This window comes from Dorea sp. 210702-DFI.3.125 (assembly GCF_020560945.1).
Lineage (GTDB): Bacteria > Bacillota > Clostridia > Lachnospirales > Lachnospiraceae > Dorea > Dorea formicigenerans.
Map to the genome: position 1 here is coordinate 1 of NZ_JAJCNF010000028.1, position 16,945 is coordinate 16,945.

17 protein-coding genes, 2 pseudogenes and 1 other annotated feature are annotated in these 16,945 nt (G+C 40.6%); all 19 genes and pseudogenes read right to left on the reverse strand.

The genetic code is table 11. From position 1 onward, the window contains the following. Positions 1-130: 130 nt before the first annotated feature. Complete coding sequence (locus LI164_RS12385) at positions 131-787, reverse strand: ABC-2 transporter permease (RefSeq protein WP_227087239.1); 657 nt, start codon at positions 785-787, stop codon at positions 131-133. After that, positions 784-1,632, reverse strand: a complete 849-nt coding sequence (locus LI164_RS12390; RefSeq protein ID WP_005331553.1) for an ABC transporter ATP-binding protein — start codon at positions 1,630-1,632, stop codon at positions 784-786. Before LI164_RS12390 ends, LI164_RS12385 begins: the two co-directional genes overlap by 4 nt. Positions 1,633-1,637: 5 nt before the next feature. Continuing rightward, positions 1,638-2,009, reverse strand: coding sequence for a GntR family transcriptional regulator (locus LI164_RS12395; protein WP_040015332.1), 372 nt, complete (start codon positions 2,007-2,009; stop codon positions 1,638-1,640). Between the two features lie 197 nt (positions 2,010-2,206). Further along, positions 2,207-3,352 carry a lactaldehyde reductase gene (gene fucO / locus LI164_RS12400; protein WP_005331556.1) on the reverse strand — a complete coding sequence of 382 codons (1,146 nt, stop codon included), beginning with the start codon at positions 3,350-3,352 and terminating at the stop codon, positions 2,207-2,209. Between the two features lie 109 nt (positions 3,353-3,461). Continuing rightward, positions 3,462-4,031 carry a TetR/AcrR family transcriptional regulator C-terminal domain-containing protein gene (locus LI164_RS12405; protein WP_005331557.1) on the reverse strand — a complete coding sequence of 190 codons (570 nt, stop codon included), beginning with the start codon at positions 4,029-4,031 and terminating at the stop codon, positions 3,462-3,464. Further along, positions 4,012-4,137: pseudogene (locus LI164_RS16365) on the reverse strand (carbohydrate kinase); the annotation flags it as partial. The gene LI164_RS12405 and the pseudogene LI164_RS16365, both read right to left, overlap by 20 nt. 281 nt (positions 4,138-4,418) lie before the next feature. Further along, on the reverse strand, positions 4,419-5,444 hold the full coding sequence (locus LI164_RS12415) for a branched-chain amino acid aminotransferase (protein WP_005331563.1): 1,026 nt from the start codon (positions 5,442-5,444) through the stop codon (positions 4,419-4,421). Between the two features lie 109 nt (positions 5,445-5,553). Continuing rightward, positions 5,554-6,072, reverse strand: coding sequence for an acetolactate synthase small subunit (gene ilvN / locus LI164_RS12420; protein ID WP_005331564.1), 519 nt, complete (start codon positions 6,070-6,072; stop codon positions 5,554-5,556). A gap of 16 nt (positions 6,073-6,088) precedes the next feature. Continuing rightward, entirely contained in the window at positions 6,089-7,816 is a 1,728-nt protein-coding gene (gene ilvB, locus LI164_RS12425; RefSeq protein ID WP_005331565.1) for a biosynthetic-type acetolactate synthase large subunit, read from the reverse strand. 102 nt (positions 7,817-7,918) lie between these two features. Next, positions 7,919-8,220: a binding site (T-box leader), on the reverse strand. Between the two features lie 90 nt (positions 8,221-8,310). Next, positions 8,311-9,513: a glycosyltransferase family 4 protein gene (locus LI164_RS12430; protein ID WP_005331566.1), complete on the reverse strand. Its 1,203-nt coding sequence runs from the start codon at positions 9,511-9,513 to the stop codon at positions 8,311-8,313. After that, complete coding sequence (locus LI164_RS12435; RefSeq protein ID WP_005331567.1) at positions 9,510-10,001, reverse strand: dihydrofolate reductase; 492 nt, start codon at positions 9,999-10,001, stop codon at positions 9,510-9,512. The genes LI164_RS12430 and LI164_RS12435 overlap by 4 nt, the downstream gene beginning before the upstream one ends. Before the next feature lie 38 nt (positions 10,002-10,039). Next, positions 10,040-10,888, reverse strand: a complete 849-nt coding sequence (gene thyA / locus LI164_RS12440; RefSeq protein WP_022279805.1) for a thymidylate synthase — start codon at positions 10,886-10,888, stop codon at positions 10,040-10,042. Between the two features lie 146 nt (positions 10,889-11,034). Then, entirely contained in the window at positions 11,035-11,313 is a 279-nt protein-coding gene (locus LI164_RS12445; RefSeq protein ID WP_029731900.1) for a DUF2325 domain-containing protein, read from the reverse strand. A 102-nt stretch (positions 11,314-11,415) separates the two neighbouring features. Further along, entirely contained in the window at positions 11,416-11,841 is a 426-nt protein-coding gene (locus LI164_RS12450) for a flavodoxin (protein ID WP_005331570.1), read from the reverse strand. Positions 11,842-11,882: 41 nt separating this feature from the next. Next, complete coding sequence (locus LI164_RS12455; RefSeq protein ID WP_005331571.1) at positions 11,883-12,482, reverse strand: DUF3793 family protein; 600 nt, start codon at positions 12,480-12,482, stop codon at positions 11,883-11,885. Between the two features lie 145 nt (positions 12,483-12,627). Beyond that, complete coding sequence (locus LI164_RS12460; protein WP_005331573.1) at positions 12,628-13,059, reverse strand: MarR family winged helix-turn-helix transcriptional regulator; 432 nt, start codon at positions 13,057-13,059, stop codon at positions 12,628-12,630. A 52-nt stretch (positions 13,060-13,111) separates the two neighbouring features. Next, entirely contained in the window at positions 13,112-14,470 is a 1,359-nt protein-coding gene (locus LI164_RS12465) for an MATE family efflux transporter (RefSeq protein ID WP_181972345.1), read from the reverse strand. Between the two features lie 22 nt (positions 14,471-14,492). Continuing rightward, positions 14,493-15,785, reverse strand: a pseudogene (locus LI164_RS12470) (homoserine dehydrogenase). An 18-nt stretch (positions 15,786-15,803) separates the two neighbouring features. Beyond that, on the reverse strand, positions 15,804-16,748 hold the full coding sequence (locus LI164_RS12475) for a CorA family divalent cation transporter (protein ID WP_117607021.1): 945 nt from the start codon (positions 16,746-16,748) through the stop codon (positions 15,804-15,806). Between the last annotated feature and the right edge of the window lie 197 nt (positions 16,749-16,945).

The window sequence follows — 16,945 nt, forward strand, 5'->3', positions numbered from 1 at the left end:
AAAGTAAAAAACTACTTTTCACACTACTAAAATCCTTAACTTAATGACATTGTTTCTAAAAAAACCCCGTCCCCAATTTTTTTACCATCACGTATTCTCAGTCTTTACTGTTTCTCACACCTGTCCCTTTTTAAAATTCGCGCTTTTTCATTGCTTTCATTGCGCACACTACTGAAATGCAAATTAATATAACCGAAACTGCAAAAATCAGTAAAATTACAATTCCATCACTTAATTTTTCAGCTCGACTTATGATTTTCAGTATCGCCCCATTTCGTTCTTTTGATATTTTTATTCCCAGGTACAGTATTAAAAAAATAGCTGCCATTCCGCTTACTGACACAATTCTGCTCTTTTCTATTCCAAACTTTATACACAACGGAATCATATAGCTTATCATAATAATTGATACAAAGCAGGCACCGGCCAGACCTGAATACATATCACTTTGTGATATCGCCAGTCCGCGGATTTTAACGACACCATATGCCATAGCATACATGGTCACTCCAGTCGCGGTGCTATTCACCAATGCAAATACATACTTTTCTAATACATATGTGTTTCTACTGATTGGAAGTGTGAACAAATAAGCCATTCCATTTTCATATTCATCATAACTTAGTGTACTAACTGTAAACATAGTACACATGACCGTAATAAATACAACAGCAAATGTAGGGTCTTTATAAATAACGAGATATAACACTGACATAAGAGCTGCTATTCCCAAAAAGGATTTTTGTCCCAACATGAGTTTGTAATCTTTGATCAACAATCCTTTCATTCTTGCTGCCCCCTTTTCATCATAATGATCACATCATCAATTTTTCCTTTTTCAATGGTGATATCTGGATAGTTTTCCTGATAATACTGCCGTTCATTTGTCAGGCAGCTATAACCATACTCTTCTTTCTTATGCGCCAAAATGTACGCCTTGTCAAGCGCCTCGTACTGGTCTGCCTTCACCTTTAAAAGTCCATACTGATCCAAAAGTTTGTCGGTCTCTTCATGCAAAAGAATCTTTCCTTCATCAATCATATAAATGTCATCACAGATTCCTTCCAGATCTGTGGAAATGTGTGAACTAATCAGAATAGAACGTCCCGGAGTTTCCATATATTCTCTTAAAATTTCCAGCATATCATCTCTTGCCATAACATCAAGTCCTGCGGTCGGTTCATCCAGAAGCAACACATCTGCGCCATGTGAAACTGCCGCTGCAATCTGTAATTTACGTTTCATTCCCGTTGAAAACTCCTTGATCTTTTTGTCTAATGGCAACTGGTATTTTTTGCACATTTCCAGGAAATCTTCTTTCTGAAACTTATGGTACATACTTTCAAGCATCGGAAGTATATCTTTCACACGTAAATATCCACTGAAACCAGAATCAGCCAGAACAACTCCAATCCACTCTTTATCCTGCACTGTAAAATCTTCTACATTTTTTCCCAGCATCTTTACAACACCTGCGTCTGGTCTGATCAGACCTAATGCTGCTTTAAACGCTGTACTTTTTCCTGCACCATTGGCTCCGATCAGTCCGGTAACATAACCTTCCGGTACTTCCAGGGTAAGATCCAGTTCAAAATCTTCATAGTGCTTTTTCACACCTTCAAATTTCAACATACTTATCAATCCTCCAAAACAATCTGAAACAACTCCAGTAATTCCTGATCCGTCATTCCACAGCTTTTGCCTTTTCGGATGGCCATCTCCAAATCAGCTTCCACTTCCTTTTTCTTCTCCTCCAGCATCAGCCCCTGATCTGCAAATGCTACGAAACTTCCTTTTCCATGAATCGTAATTACAAATCCTTCTTCTTCCAGAGCATCATATGCTTTTTTCACGGTCAGTGCACTGACCTTAAGTTCTTTAGCTAAAGTACGAACTGACGGGAGTGGGGTATCTGCTTTTAATATACCATGCATGATCTTTTCTTTTATCTGATCTCCAATCTGTTCATAGATTGGCTGCATGGATGAATGGTTTACTATGATATCCATAAAACTCCTCCTTCGTTATAAACAGTATAAAACAGCATATAACAGTTGTCAACTGTTATATGCTGTTTTATACTGTTTTCTTCTAATTTTAATTTTTCGAAATATTAAAAACTCCTGGCACTGGATATCAATGTCAGGAGTTCTCTTATCTTAGATTATGTAATAATGCATGATGCATGCGGATTACTCTGGCATCATTACATTAATTTTCTGAACAGATTCTTCAGATCTTCAACGCTTGCGTCTTTCGGGTTACCCGGAGCACATGCATCTGCGTGTGCAGACTCAGCTAAGAAGTCAAGATCCTCTTCTTTTAACGCTTCCAGTTTTGTTGGGATTCCAACGTCGATAGAAAGCTGCGAAACAGCGTCTACTGCTGCTTTTCTGTATTCTTCTACAGACATATCATCAACACCTTTGACACCCATAGCTCTTGCGATCTCTTTGTATTTCTCGCCTGTGCATTCAGCATTATACTCCATAACGATTGGAAGCATCATAGCACATGCAACACCATGTGGTGTGTCATAAACAGCTCCAAGTGTATGAGCCATAGAATGAGCAATTCCAAGACCTACATTTGAGAATCCCATTCCTGCGATATACTGTCCAAGAGCCATTCCCTCACGACCCTCTTTCTCATTTGCAACTGCTCCTCTTAAGGATTTGGAAATAATCTCGATTGCTTTGATATGGAACATATCTGTCATCTCCCATGCAGCCTTTGTTGTATATCCTTCGATTGCATGTGTAAGAGCATCCATACCTGTGGAAGCTGTCAGTCCTTTTGGCATAGAGGACATCATATCCGGGTCTACAACTGCGATGACCGGCATATCATGTGGGTCAACACAGACAAATTTTCTCTTCTTCTCTACATCTGTAATAACGTAGTTGATCGTAACCTCTGCTGCTGTACCTGCTGTTGTCGGAACTGCAATGATCGGTACACAAGGTTTCTTAGTTGGCGCAACACCTTCCAGACTTCTTACATCCTCGAATTCCGGATTAGCAATAATGATACCGATTGCTTTTGCTGTATCCATGGAAGATCCTCCACCGATTGCTACAATGTAATCAGCCTCAGCGCTCTTGAATGCTGCAACACCATTCTGTACGTTCTGAATCGTAGGATTGGCTTTGATGTCAGAATAAATCTCATATGCGAGTCCAGCCTCATCTAATACATCTGTCACTTTCTTTGTTACCCCAAATTTGATAAGGTCTGGATCAGAGCATACAAATGCTTTCTTAAATGCTCTTGATTTTGCCTCTGTTGCAATCTCCTTGATTGCTCCTGCTCCGTGATAAGATGTCTCATTCAGCATAATTCTGTTTGCCATTTCAATCTCTCCTTTTCTTACATGACATAATTTGCTTTTATGTTTTTATTTTAACAATGTTATTAAAAAAATGAAAGTTACAAAATTATGAAAATGTAACGTGACCGGATCATAAAAGATCCAGTCTTTCAAACACCCCCGCCAGTTCTTCCGGCATTGCTTTCACGAGATCTGCTGCCAGTTCCTCCGGCGTGCGTTTCACCCTTCCAAACACCCATTGTACAGTCATGTAAATAGAACCCTGGCAATACATTTCCAGCAGAAATTTTAAATCTTCCGACAATGGCTTTCCGGATTTTTCCTGGATCCGGTCTGAATAAAATGCCAGGATCAGTTCAAAATCATGGTCTCTCAGACAGTTCTGATCATCAGATTTAAATGCCATTTTAAAGAAAAGTTTCTCTTTCTGAATATACTGAAATTTTTTCACCAGTCCTTCATAGATGGTTTCGCCTTCTCCCATATGTTCAAAGGATTCCAGAAGGATCTTATCAAAATACCAGTTAACCAGGTCATATTTATCCTGAAAATGCCGGTAAAATGTTTGTCTGGTCGTTCCGCACGCATCTACGATTTCCTTTACCGTAATCTTCTCCACCGATGTCGTCTTCATGCAGACTTTCACAGCTTCCGCCAGGCGATATTTCATTTCTTCTGACTTACACTCCTCTTTGCACATGCAAAATCTCCTCTAACTTGGGCATTACCCGAAGCGCCCCTTTTCTTGTTGTTACAATAGATGCTGCTGCATTGGCAAACTCCAGCATCTCTCCAAGTTCCTTTTCATTTCTTGCCCATAGATAACAGAATCAATGGAATATGATACTTTTCCATCAAAAGCAGAATCCCCGCATCATGCCCGCTCCCGGATTCCGTTAAAAGGAAAACTCCCTATATTGCGAAAAGAGCGGGACAGATTTTCGCGTTTCTGTCCCGCTCCATGTGTCTTGACATTATTTTACAAAATTCTTATTTTTCCGTCAACCTCATCTCGCATATGAATCTTGTATTATCTGAAAACAATGTAGAGTCTGTGATTGTTCTTGTGCCTGGCTTTTTCTCAATCCTAGCAGATCTTACAGATCCAGCCCTCTGGTGCTTCAATGTGACCCATCTGGATTCCTGTCAATGTCTCATACAGTTTCTTTGTAACTGGTCCCATCTCTTCCATTCCACTTGGGAAGCAGATTTCTTTGCCATGATCTACAATCTTGCCAACTGGTGAAATAACTGCTGCTGTTCCACAAAGTCCACACTCTGCAAAATCTTTTACTTCATCAAGGTATACTTCTCTTTCTTCTACTTCCAGTCCAAGATAATGCTCTGCTACATACATCAGAGAACGTCTTGTAATAGAAGGAAGGATTGTAGATGACTTCGGTGTTACGACTTTATTGTCTTTTGTTACGAAGATAAAGTTTGCTCCACCTGTCTCTTCTACTTTTGTTCTTGTTGCAGCATCCAGATACATATTCTCATCGTATCCTTCTCCATGTGCTGTCACGATTGCATGAAGGCTCATTGCATAGTTAAGACCTGCTTTTACATGACCTGTTCCATGCGGTGCGGCACGATCAAAGTCTGAAACCTTAATTGTAATCGGCTTAGCGCCGCCTTTAAAGTATGGTCCAACTGGTGTAGCAAATACACGGAACTGATACTCCTCTGCAGGTTTTACTCCAATAACCGGACTGGAACCAAACATATACGGTCTTACATAAAGTGTAGCTCCTGATCCATAAGGCGGTACATATGCTGCATTAGCTGCTACGACCTGTTTGATTGCATCTACGAATCTGTCCTCTGGGAATACCGGCATCTCAAGTCTTGCTGCTGAATCAGCCATTCTTGCTGCATTTAAATCTGGACGGAAAGTTACGATATGTCCGTCTTCTGTTGTGTAAGCTTTCATTCCTTCAAAGCATGTCTGTGCATACTGAAGTACACCTGCGCACTCACTGATTGTTATGGTTGCGTCGGAGGTAAGAGTTCCTTCATCCCATGCTCCGTCTTTGTAGTTGGATACATATCTCTTATCTGTCTGCATGTAGCCAAATCCGATGTTTGACCAGTCAATGTTCTTTTTCTCCATGATAATTTCCTCCGTTCATCTATATAACTTTAATTTTTTAACTATTTTACTAACATTATTATAATACCATCATATTCAAAATTCAAGAGTGCGCTCTGTTTTTTTAGAATTATCTTTCCATCATACTAATAGACTCAATTCCAACGCTTCCTCCACGCACAACTTCAATACTCTTGAACTCTTCTTTCATCAGCTTAATAACTGCGTCATTTTTGGTTCCTGTCTGTACAAATTCCAGCAAAAGACTATCTCTTCCGTAGTCAATGACTTTTGCCTTAAACGTCTCCGCGATCTGGAAACATTCCACCTTATCCTCCGGTGTACATTTTTGAACTTTAATGTACATAATTTCTTTCATTCTTACAAAAACATCTGTAAAATCAATGACTTTAATAACCTCTACCGTACGGTTGAGCTGCTTTTTGATCTGTTCAAACGTCTCATCGTCACTGACCGTTGCTATTGTCATTCTCGACACAGTCGGATCTTCTGTTGTTCCTACAGTAAGGCTGTCCAGATTATATGACTTTCCAGAAAAGAGTCCGGAAATTTTAGACAGAACACCTACCTGATTTTCTACATAAAGTGATATCCAGCGTTTTTTCATTCCATTATTTGTTCCACTCATAATTTCATTCTCCCTTCTAACAATCCATGATCAGCTCTTCCAGAGTTCCGCCCGGTTTGATCATTGGGTATACAAGATCCTCCGGATCGATCATAAACTCGATAATCGTCGGTCTGTGTTTATTTTCAAGTGCTGCTCTGAATGCAGGCTCAATATCTTCTTTTTTCTCCACACGGATTCCTACTGCGCCATAACTTTCTGCCAGTTTGATAAAGTTCGGTGTATACTCCGGATATTCAAAATTCTCATCATCTGCTGCCCTTCTGCTTGCAGCACCGGATCGTAAGTTCGTCATAGAGTAACGTTTTCCATAGAATAATTTCTGCCACTGGCGAACCATTCCAAGGTTATAATTATTAAAAATACAGCTAATGATTGGAAGTTCCTCTAATACTGCTGTTGCAAGTTCCTGAATATTCATCTGCATCCCACCGTCACCGGAGATGGAAATGACCGGTACATCCGGATTACCGATTTTAGCACCAATCGCTCCCGGAAGTCCATACCCCATTGTTCCAAGTCCACCTGACATAAGAAGTCTCTTCTTCTGTGTAATCTCAGCAAACTGCGCCGTGAACATCTGATGCTGTCCTACATCAGTTACAATAATTGCTTCATCAAACATACGGTTGATCGTCTCAATAATATCCTGAGGTGTCATGATTGGTTTTTCTTTCATTTTCAGAGGATGTTCCTCTTTCCAGCTTTCAATCTGTTCCAGCCACTTTGATGTCTCATTCGGCTCTACATACTCTAACATCTTCTCGATCGCATCTTTTGCATCTGCAACAATCGGAATATCTACCTGTACATTTTTTGAAATTGCAGCTGTATCAATATCGATATGTACAATCTGTGCATTCGGTGCAAATGAATGCAGCTTTCCGGTAATTCGGTCATTGAACCTAGTTCCGATTGAAAACAGCAGATCACAATCACTGACAGCCATATTGCAGGCATATGCTCCATGCATTCCAAGATTTCCGATGTAGAGTGGGTGGTTTGTCGGAATTGCCCCGCGTCCCATTACTGTTGTTACGACCGGAATATTCGTCTTCTCCACCAATTTGGTAAATACTTCGTTTGCACGGGAAATAATCACACCTCCACCTGCTAAAAATAATGGTTTTTTTGCACGTCCAAGCATTTTGATCGCACGTTTTAACTGTCCGATATGTACGCTTGTATTCGGCTTATAACCACGGATATTAACAGTTTCCGGATATTCTGCGCTTCCAAGTTCTCCCATAACATCTTTTGGAAGATCGATAAGGACCGGACCTGGACGTCCTGTTCTTGCAATGTAAAATGCTTCTTTTAAAATTCTTCCAAGGTCTTCTCTGTTTCGCACCGTTACTCCATATTTGGTAATACTTCTTGTAATTCCTACAATGTCAACCTCTTGAAATGCATCATTTCCAATCAGATGTCTGGACACCTGACCGGTAAAGCACACAAGCGGAACACTATCATAATATGCTGTTGCAAGACCTGTTACCAAGTTCGTTGCTCCCGGACCACTTGTAACAAGGCAAACACCGACTTTTCCGGTAGATCTTGCATAGGCATCGGCCTCATGGACAAGTGCCACTTCCTGCCTTGGCAAGATTACTTTCGTAAAATCCTGCTTGTAAAGTTCGTCACTGATATCAATGGTACATGCCCCAGGATAACCGAACAGAGTATCTACTCCTTCTTCTTTTAAGGCTTTTACTAATAACTTATTGCCACTGATTTTCTTCATAAATGTCTTCCTCCTTTAACATTCCCAGATTTTGCTTCGTCATGAATATCCAACAGAGTATGCATTTCCCGTCAGATATAGAAAAACGCCCTAAGCGAAATAGCTTAGGGCGAATATACCATCCGTGTTACCACCTAAATTCAGAGAATTCTCTCTGCACTCATGTCAATACGGGAAACCATAACGATTATCCGATATTGCTCCCTTGTAACGTCGGGACAGACGTTGAAGTCTACTCAGATCATGTAACTATAGATGCTTTCTTTCAAAAGCACTATCAGCCATTCATCTTTTCGGTTCACTGCTCAGAGGCTACTTCCATAAACCCTTCATGAAAACTTACACCACCCGTCTTCTCTCTTAGCTTCCGGTATCTATGTACTCCTCCCCGTCATTGCATTTCACAAAACTGTTTTATCGAATATTTTTATATATTATAATCATAACTTTGTGTTACTGTCAATGACATTTTTCATCTGTTTTCTTGATATATTTTATGATGTCAGAGATAATACTTTCAGCACTTCGCCTGCAATTTTTGTCCAGGAAAGTCCGCTGACATCTACTTCTTTTGTTTTACCTGCCTCCACAGACTCCCAGATTCGCTGACCAATCCGCCTTTCAAAATCCGGCAGTGTCGCAGGAACTGCCTCATCCACATTACGCATCAATGGCAGTGTCACATATCTTATATCTGCCCCCGGCGCATAAGTATCAATCCATTCTTTCACTCCGGGCAAGTCTGTCATGACTACTCTGTCTCCGCATGCAAGCGCCTCAATGACCGTAAGAGGCAGTCCTTCAGAGAATGACAGAAGTGCAAAGATGTCACAGGAATTGTAGACCTTTGCCAGCTCTTTCTGTGGAAGCTTTCCTAAAAATGTCACCTTATACGGACATTTTTTCGCAAGCTCTACTATCTGCTCATACTCTTCTTCATTCCCGGCTCCTCCGGCAAGCAAAAGCTCAATCCTTTCCTTTTCATATTCCAGATAATCCAGGCTCCGGATCAGGCTTTCCACTCCTTTTTTCACCGAAATCTTTCCGGCAAATGCAATTCTTGTCACACCGTCATTCACACGCAGGCTTTCATTCTTGAAAATATGGCTGTTATACCCCATTCCAATCACCTGTATTTTTTCTTTCGGCACATCATAAATATCCTGAATGGTCCGCTTCTGCTCTGCATGCAGTGCAAAAATCCGATCAAGTCTTCGAATCTGCCCCGTAATGTACTCCCGTTCCAAATCTGTCTTCTGCATCTGCCGCAAATCTGTATTATGGCAAAAGCCAAAGACCTTCCGGTCTGGAAAATGTTCCCGTACGATGGCAGTCAAAAGATAAAGATGATGGCACAAAATCAGATCCGGATTCAAATCTCTTACTGCCTCATCCAGCTGTTTCAAAAAACTTTCTTTGAATGCCGCTTCCATCTTTGGTGTCATATCCCGGTATCTGGTACTCGGATATGGCATCTCGTCTGACATTCCTACAATCGGAAAGCTCAGTTTCCCCTGTTCAAAATATACCGGATAAAATGTGACCCGATCCGGTACCGGAGTTTCCTCCTCAGGATACACACCGGCTACCAGTGCCTGTGTGTGTCCCTTATTTGCAAATTCCTTCATAAGCTCCGACAGAAAAATTCCACTGCCGGTGCTGTTCGGTTTCTGCGCTGTTACATTTAAAATTCTCATGATACCCTCTCGTAAATTGTAAATACATACTCCAGATCAAAATACGTCTGCTCATCACTGATCTTGGTCATCTGCCACTGTGGGTCCTGATCCAGATCCGGGAAAAATGTATCCGCCTGATAAGCGTGATCGATCTTTGTAATATATGCCGTCTTACAGTATGGCAGAAGCTGTCTGTAAATGCTCTCTCCCCCGATCACAAAAATATCTTCATCGTTATATTTTTTCAGTTCTTCCACCATTTCGTCAATGCTGTGGACCACAACAGTTCCTTTCACATTGTATTTTTTATCTGATGTCAGAACAACATTGACTCGGTTCTTTAAAGGCTGTCCGCCCGGAAAACTTTCCAATGTCTTTCTTCCCATGGCAACGACCTTCCCCTTTGTCGTCTCACGGAAGAACTTCATGTCCTGCGGAATACTTACAAGTAACTTATTGTCCATTCCAATTGCCCAATTCTTATCCACTGCCACAATCAAATTCATGCCGGTTTCCCCCTGTTTTTTATTACTTTATTTTTATCTTAAACTGCCACCGGAATATTTTTAATCTGCTCATGTGTCTCATAATCGATCAGTTTCACATCATCCGGTGTAAAATCATAGAAATTCTTCACTTCCGGATTTAACCAGAACTTCGGTGCCGGAAGCGGCTCTCTTTTTATTAATTCCTCCACGAGCGGAATATGGCGGTCATAAATATGTGCATCTGCAATCACATGTACCAGTTCCCCGACTTCCATATCACACACCTGTGCCAACATATGAAGAAGCACTGCATACTGACATACATTCCAGTTATTCGCAGTGAGTACATCATTGGATCTCTGATTGAGCATTCCATTCAGCGAAAGCTTCTCATGTCCTTCTTTTTTCGTAACATTAAATGTCATACTGTACGCACACGGGTACAGGTTCATCTCATGAAGATCCTGATGTACATAAATATTCGTCATGATCCTTCTGCTGTACGGATTGTTCTTCAGATCATAGATCACACGGTCTACCTGATCGAACATTCCCTCCTTGTACTGATGTTTTACGGACATCTGGTATCCATAGGCTTTTCCAATCGATCCATCTTCATCTGCCCAACTGTCCCAGATATGACTGTTCAGATCATGAATGTTGTTCGATTTCTTCTGCCATATCCATAAAAGTTCATCTGTACAGCTCTTAATCGCAGTTCTTCTAAGTGTCAGTGCCGGAAATTCCTTAGACAGATCATACCGGTTTACCACACAGAATTTCTTTACTGTATAAGCCGGTGTTTTATCCTCCCACACCGGGCGCACTTTTTCCCCTCTTGTGTCTGTTCCATTGTCGATGATGTCGCGGCACATATCTATAAATACCTGATCGGCATAACTCATTTGCCTTTCCTCCTGCATTCTTATCATTTATTGCTTTGTAGCATCAAACCATTTGATTATTGTACCATGAATTGCATACAAAAAAAAGAGGAATGCAATGTTATTTTTTTACATTCCTCTTTTTATTTTGTGAAAACATATCCTTATTAACAGCAGCCCTGAAGTACATTTTCCAATGCACTTGCGCTACTGGAATGTGCACGCTCCACGCGGATATTGTAACGCTCTGCTTCTTTCAATGCACAATGTACCATTTTATGTGCCACAGTTGATGTGAATAAGATGATCAGATCTGGCTGTCCGATCTGTGTCTTCAGATTACCGGACATTCTCGTGAATACTTTTGCTTTACATTTATGCTTTTTACAGATCTGCTTGTACTGCTGTTCCATTCTTTCATTGCCGCCAATGATTACTACACTCATTTTTATCACCTGTCCTTTTAGCAATGCCACAGACCACGAATATTTCAGCATAATTTATGTCTTGCTTTCTTCCATTCCTGATCTGCTATATCCTGTTCCATATTAATCAACAAGTTTTGCTCCTGCCGCCTTGCATGCATCCAAATCATCACTTCCCGGTGTCTCATTTGCGATTACGCCTTCTGGTTCTGCCATCTTGGCTCCGGCTGCCGTCATACGTTCTACCCAGCTTCTCATCCATTCTCCGTCTCCCCAACCATAGGATCCGAATAACAAAATCTTCTTTCCACTTACTTTTCCTTCAAGCTCAGCTACAAATGGCTCCATCTCAGACTCTTCTAACTCCTCAGCTCCCATAGCAGAGCAGCCAAGGGCAAATACATCTTCTTCTGCCAGCGCATCTACACTTGCCTGATCTACAGAGATTACATTTGCCTGTGCTCCTGCACTTTCAATTCCTTCTCCAATTGCCTCTGCCATTGCCTGTGTGTTACCTGTTCCGCTCCAATATACTACTGAAATACTCATGATTTACTATCCTCCTGCTGTTCTATTTAATCAACTATCATTTAACACGCTGCCACATATGCAATATCTCGAATGCTCTTTCCAATCAGATATTCATTTACCGCACTGGTCTTTGCCTTATCATACGCCCAGAAAATCATTTTTGCTCTCCCTGGATTGTTATAGACTTTCCAGTATCCGGAAAACAGACTGTCTTTTCCGTCTTTTTCAATGAAACATTTTACATCATCGATCGGATAATCTAAAAATGCTCCTATCTCATGCGGAAAACAGATTTCTCCATCTGAATACTGACAGACACGTTTCGAGAGACGTTCCAGCATCTTCTCCGGTTCCACGTCCTCATATCCATAGGAACCTAAAAATCCCCTGACATCTGTCCGTTTCAAATATCTGGAAAACGACTCGCGCCGGTACAAAAATACAAGACATTTTCCATGATTTCTTGTCAGAATTTTAAATTTGATCCCTGTTCCTTCCAGGATTTCATAAAGCTCTCTACTGTTTTCTTCCGTAATATTCAAAATACAGGCAATCTTGATTCCTTTCAGAAACGGCGCACACTGCAGAATTAACTGAACCTGCAGACTTTTCATATTATCCATACCAGATAACATATAAGACACTACTTCCTTTGACATCGCATATCCTCATCCGTAATTGATTTTGATTATCATTTGCATGTTTATAATATCATAGTAGTTAGTTTAATGCAACTGTTTTAAATGATTGTCTTTTATCAAAAAAGGCACCATGCATTTTCATACATGATACCTTTTATATTTCCTACGGCTCTGCAATATTATACAATACTTTGTTCAGCATCTTCTCCAAAGCCTCAATTTCTTTTTTATTCATTCCGATTGTCAGCATCTTATCCAGCTTCCGTCTCTGATTCTCCATGCGTCTCTGGATATCGTAAGCTTTCTCCGTCAGGTAAATGTTCTTGCAGCGCTTATCCGTATTACTTGGAACTGATAAGATATATCCCTTTTCGTCCAGCCGTTTCAGCAGACCGGTCACGGTAGGATTTCTGAGATTCAATCCTTTTTCAATGTCCCTCTGTGTCACTTCTTCTTTCTCACAGTCGAACAGATAATCCAGTACTGCACACTGTGATGCGGTAATGCCAAGCGTACGCAGCCGGTTATTAAATTCCTTCTCATACACATTATTTATCTGCTTGAACATAAATCCTATCGTTCTCTTCTTTTGCATACGCCTTATCCTTTCTTTTAATCCCAGATCCTGACAACCTTCTCTTTACTTATCAGCTCATCTTTTTTATCTCACTTCTCGCAAGCACAATTGCAACTACTGCTGCCGTTCCGTCCGCAATCGGACCTGCATACATTACACCATCAATTCCGATAAATATCGGGAATATAATAATGAGTGGCAAAAGAAATAATATCTGTCTCGTCAGAGACACAACTGCTCCCTTTGTAGCTTTTCCGATTGCAGTGAAAAACTGTGAGCAGACCGGGTGGATTCCATTTACAAACGTCATAAACATATAAATGCGGAAATACCTCTCTGCAAACCGGAAATATTCTTCGCTTCCATTTCCGAAAATACTGACGATCTGTCTTGGAAATACTTGAAAGCACACAAAACAGATACCGCCGACCGCAAGCGCTATCTGCATGGATCGCTTATATGTGTGTCTGACTCTCACATAATTGCCTGCTCCATAATTAAAACCCCAGATTGGCTGGCATCCCTGGGCAAGACCGATACAGATTGCCATAAACACCATATTGACTTTTGCAATTACACCGACACACGCCAGTGGAATATCTGATCCATATACAGAAAGAGAACCATAATATCTCAATGTATTATTTAACACGATCTGCACGATTGCCATAGCTATCTGATTGATGCATGAAGCCATACCAAGTGTGAGAATGCCTTTGATATACATTCCACGGGGCTTTAGCATCTCCACTGTCAGTCCCATCTTTTTAAAACGTACAAAATACACAATTACCAGACACCCAGACGCGATCTGACCGATTACAGTTGCCCATGCAGCTCCTTTAATTCCCCAATGGAATCCAAAAATAAACAGTGGATCCAGAATCGTATTGATGATTGCCCCCGTAAGCATACAAGTCATAGAATAAGTCGGGCTTCTGTCTGCACGGATCAGATGATTCCCCCCTGTCGTCAGGATCAGAAAAGGAATGCCAAATGCTGTAATCCCTGTATAATCCTGTGCATAAGGCAGGACGTCTTTTGTAACACCGAATACATGAAGCAGCGGATCTAAGAACAATAATACGACGACCGCGATCGTCACACCGCAAAGCATCAGCATTGCAAGTCCTGTCCCTGCATACCTGCACGCACATTCCTGCTCTCCTGCCCCCGAGGACAGATTAAAATTTGAAGCACTTCCAATCCCAAGAAGCAATGCCGTTGCAGTACAGATAATCGTAATTGGAAATGCGATATTAGTCGCTGCATTTCCAAGAAGTCCTACACCTTGTCCAATAAATATCTGGTCTACAATATTATAAAGCGAGCTGACCAGCATACTGATGATTGCCGGGATGGAGAATTTTAATATCAACCGCTCGACCTTCTCTGTTGCAAGCGGATTGACCTTTACACTTTCTTCCAAACCTAAACCTCCAATATTTCTACTAATATTCACGAATGACACTGCTGACTTCGCGAATTGTCTCCATATCTTTGAGATGCTCCAGAGAATCCAGCATCTGGCTTTCTTTGACAGCCTCTGTTACAATAACAAGTTCAGCTACATCAGCGTTCTCTCACTGTTCCTTCTGCATGACTTTTGTAATGCTGACCTTGTGAACACCAAATACCATGGCAATGGAAGCCAGAACTCCAGGTTTATTCTCCACCTGCATACGGAGGAAAAATTTATTTTTCACATTCTTAAAATTCTTGACTGGTGTTGTCCGATAACAGGTACAACTGATTCTTCCGGTACAGTGATACTGCGTGTCACGCACTACGTCGATCACATCTCCGACAACTGCACTGGCAGTCGGGAACTCTCCAGCACCACGTCCATAGAACATTACATCTCCAACTGCATCTCCATGCACAAATACGGCATTGAAAGAATCTCTGACAGATGCCAGTGGGTGATTCTGTGAAATCATCATCGGATAAACACCCACTTCAATTCCATCTTCTGTATTATGAGCCACGCCAAGTAATTTGATAACATTGCCAAATTCTTTTGCATATGCTATGTCTCTTGAAGAAATCTTTGTAATTCCCTCTGTATATACATCCTTGAACACAACTCTGGAATGAAATGCGATGGAAGCCAGAATTGCTGCTTTACGTCCGGCATCTAATCCTTCAACATCTGCTGTCGGGTCCGCCTCTGCATATCCAAGCTCTGTCGCTTTTGCCAATGCTTCATCAAAATCCATATTGTCTTCAAACATCTTTGTCAGGATATAGTTCGTTGTACCATTCATGATTCCAATGACTTCATCAATCTCATTTGCCGCCAGGCATTGCTTTAACGGACGGATGATCGGGATTCCTCCGGCTACTGCAGCCTCAAACAGAAAATCCACACCATGCTCTTCTGCTGCATCCAGAAGTTCTTTTCCGTGCTCAGCAATCAGATCTTTATTAGCAGACACAACATTTTTTCCTGCATTTAAAGCATCCAGGATCATGGTTCTTGCCGGCTCAATTCCACCCATCACCTCAATTACGAGTTGAATCTCATCATTATCAATAATATCTCTCCAGTTATCGGTAAGAAGAGATGGATCCACACCTTCACGCTTTTTCTCCATATTGTGTACAAGAATCTTTACAATCTCAACATCTGCTCCTGCCTTTTTGCAAAACTCCTCTTTTTGCTTTTCAATTAACTTATATACCCCACTTCCAACTGTTCCCAGTCCTAAAAGTCCGATTTTTATCTTGTGCGGCTTGCTCATTCCTGTTCTCCTCCTGCTTTATAACATTTTTTTCTTTTTAAAGTAAATACATTCCGCAATAATTACTACGATTGATATTATGATGACACAAATATATCCATATTGCCAGTGAAGTTCTGGCATATTATAAAAGTTCATTCCATACCACCCGGTAATCAATGTCAATGGCATAAATATTGTCGTCACTACTGTCAGAAAATTCATAACTCTATTTTGCTGCAAGGTAATCTGGGTCTGATAAATTTCACGGATCTGCTGAGTATACTCTTTCATCTCCGCGGCATACTGATGCAAACGCTCAGTTCTATGAACATAACGCTCCCAACCCATTTCTTCATCCTGGATTTCATTTCTGTTCATATAAAGCTGCATATGCTCACCCATATTGGTCATCTGATCATAAGACACCATCAGTTCCGAAAAATGTTTCCGATACTTCATAATTCTTTCATCCAGATGTTTCTGGACATGTCCAATTACATTTTCTTCGATTTTCTCCAGTTGTTCTTCAATCTTCTGCATTCTGTACACATCATCATCAATCAGATAGTTTAAAATCATAAGCAAAACTTCATGAAGTCTGCAGTTTTTATAGACATCATTCTTCACATGTTCCATAAGAAGTTGAATCTGATTTGTTTCCTCCACAAAATAAAGAGTCTGCTTATGCATGCAAAAGCCAAATACGAACATTTCATGATTTTTCAAATCTGGCACCCGCATAATTCCCTGTACACAATCATGAAACGAATCTACTTTACAGTACCTGACATGATTCATACTGTATAGAAGATTCTTCTTATGTGGAATATATTCCTTAATCTGTTCGTATTCTTTCAGATTCATAATCTGAACCTTCATAGTATCATCTATTTTTTTATCACTTATCCTCTTGTAATCTGCTTCTTGCATCCTATCCTGAATAAGCTGTCCTTTTTGCCAATCCAGAGTGTATGTTTCCATAGTCTGCCTCCACTTTTTATCAACATTATTTCTTTCTGAGATTTGACTCTCATATCATATCATAATTTTTTATTTTACGCATGTTTTTCTATCTGTAATTATTGGAATTATAGGAGAATTTTAATGCATGAACCTCGCAGCAAGAATGCCGAGGCATTCTTGAATATATAGAAAATACAAGTTATCATATACGAAAA

Excerpts from the sequence above, each read along its gene's own strand:
- LI164_RS12385 (WP_227087239.1), bottom strand. The coding sequence starts at position 787 with ATGAAAGGATTGTTGATCAAAGATTACAAACTCATGTTGGGACAAAAA.
- LI164_RS12390 (WP_005331553.1), bottom strand. The coding sequence starts at position 1,632 with ATGTTGAAATTTGAAGGTGTGAAAAAGCACTATGAAGATTTTGAACTG.
- LI164_RS12395 (WP_040015332.1), bottom strand. The coding sequence starts at position 2,009 with ATGGATATCATAGTAAACCATTCATCCATGCAGCCAATCTATGAACAG.
- fucO (WP_005331556.1), bottom strand. The coding sequence starts at position 3,352 with ATGGCAAACAGAATTATGCTGAATGAGACATCTTATCACGGAGCAGGA.
- LI164_RS12405 (WP_005331557.1), bottom strand. The coding sequence starts at position 4,031 with ATGTGCAAAGAGGAGTGTAAGTCAGAAGAAATGAAATATCGCCTGGCG.
- LI164_RS12415 (WP_005331563.1), bottom strand. The coding sequence starts at position 5,444 with ATGGAGAAAAAGAACATTGACTGGTCAAACATCGGATTTGGCTACATG.
- ilvN (WP_005331564.1), bottom strand. The coding sequence starts at position 6,072 with ATGAGTGGAACAAATAATGGAATGAAAAAACGCTGGATATCACTTTAT.
- ilvB (WP_005331565.1), bottom strand. The coding sequence starts at position 7,816 with ATGAAGAAAATCAGTGGCAATAAGTTATTAGTAAAAGCCTTAAAAGAA.
- LI164_RS12430 (WP_005331566.1), bottom strand. The coding sequence starts at position 9,513 with ATGAGAATTTTAAATGTAACAGCGCAGAAACCGAACAGCACCGGCAGT.
- LI164_RS12435 (WP_005331567.1), bottom strand. The coding sequence starts at position 10,001 with ATGAATTTGATTGTGGCAGTGGATAAGAATTGGGCAATTGGAATGGAC.
- thyA (WP_022279805.1), bottom strand. The coding sequence starts at position 10,888 with ATGAGTTATGCCGATCAGGTATTTATAGATATGTGCCGCGACATCATC.
- LI164_RS12445 (WP_029731900.1), bottom strand. The coding sequence starts at position 11,313 with ATGAGTGTAGTAATCATTGGCGGCAATGAAAGAATGGAACAGCAGTAC.
- LI164_RS12450 (WP_005331570.1), bottom strand. The coding sequence starts at position 11,841 with ATGAGTATTTCAGTAGTATATTGGAGCGGAACAGGTAACACACAGGCA.
- LI164_RS12455 (WP_005331571.1), bottom strand. The coding sequence starts at position 12,482 with ATGTCAAAGGAAGTAGTGTCTTATATGTTATCTGGTATGGATAATATG.
- LI164_RS12460 (WP_005331573.1), bottom strand. The coding sequence starts at position 13,059 with ATGCAAAAGAAGAGAACGATAGGATTTATGTTCAAGCAGATAAATAAT.
- LI164_RS12475 (WP_117607021.1), bottom strand. The coding sequence starts at position 16,748 with ATGGAAACATACACTCTGGATTGGCAAAAAGGACAGCTTATTCAGGAT.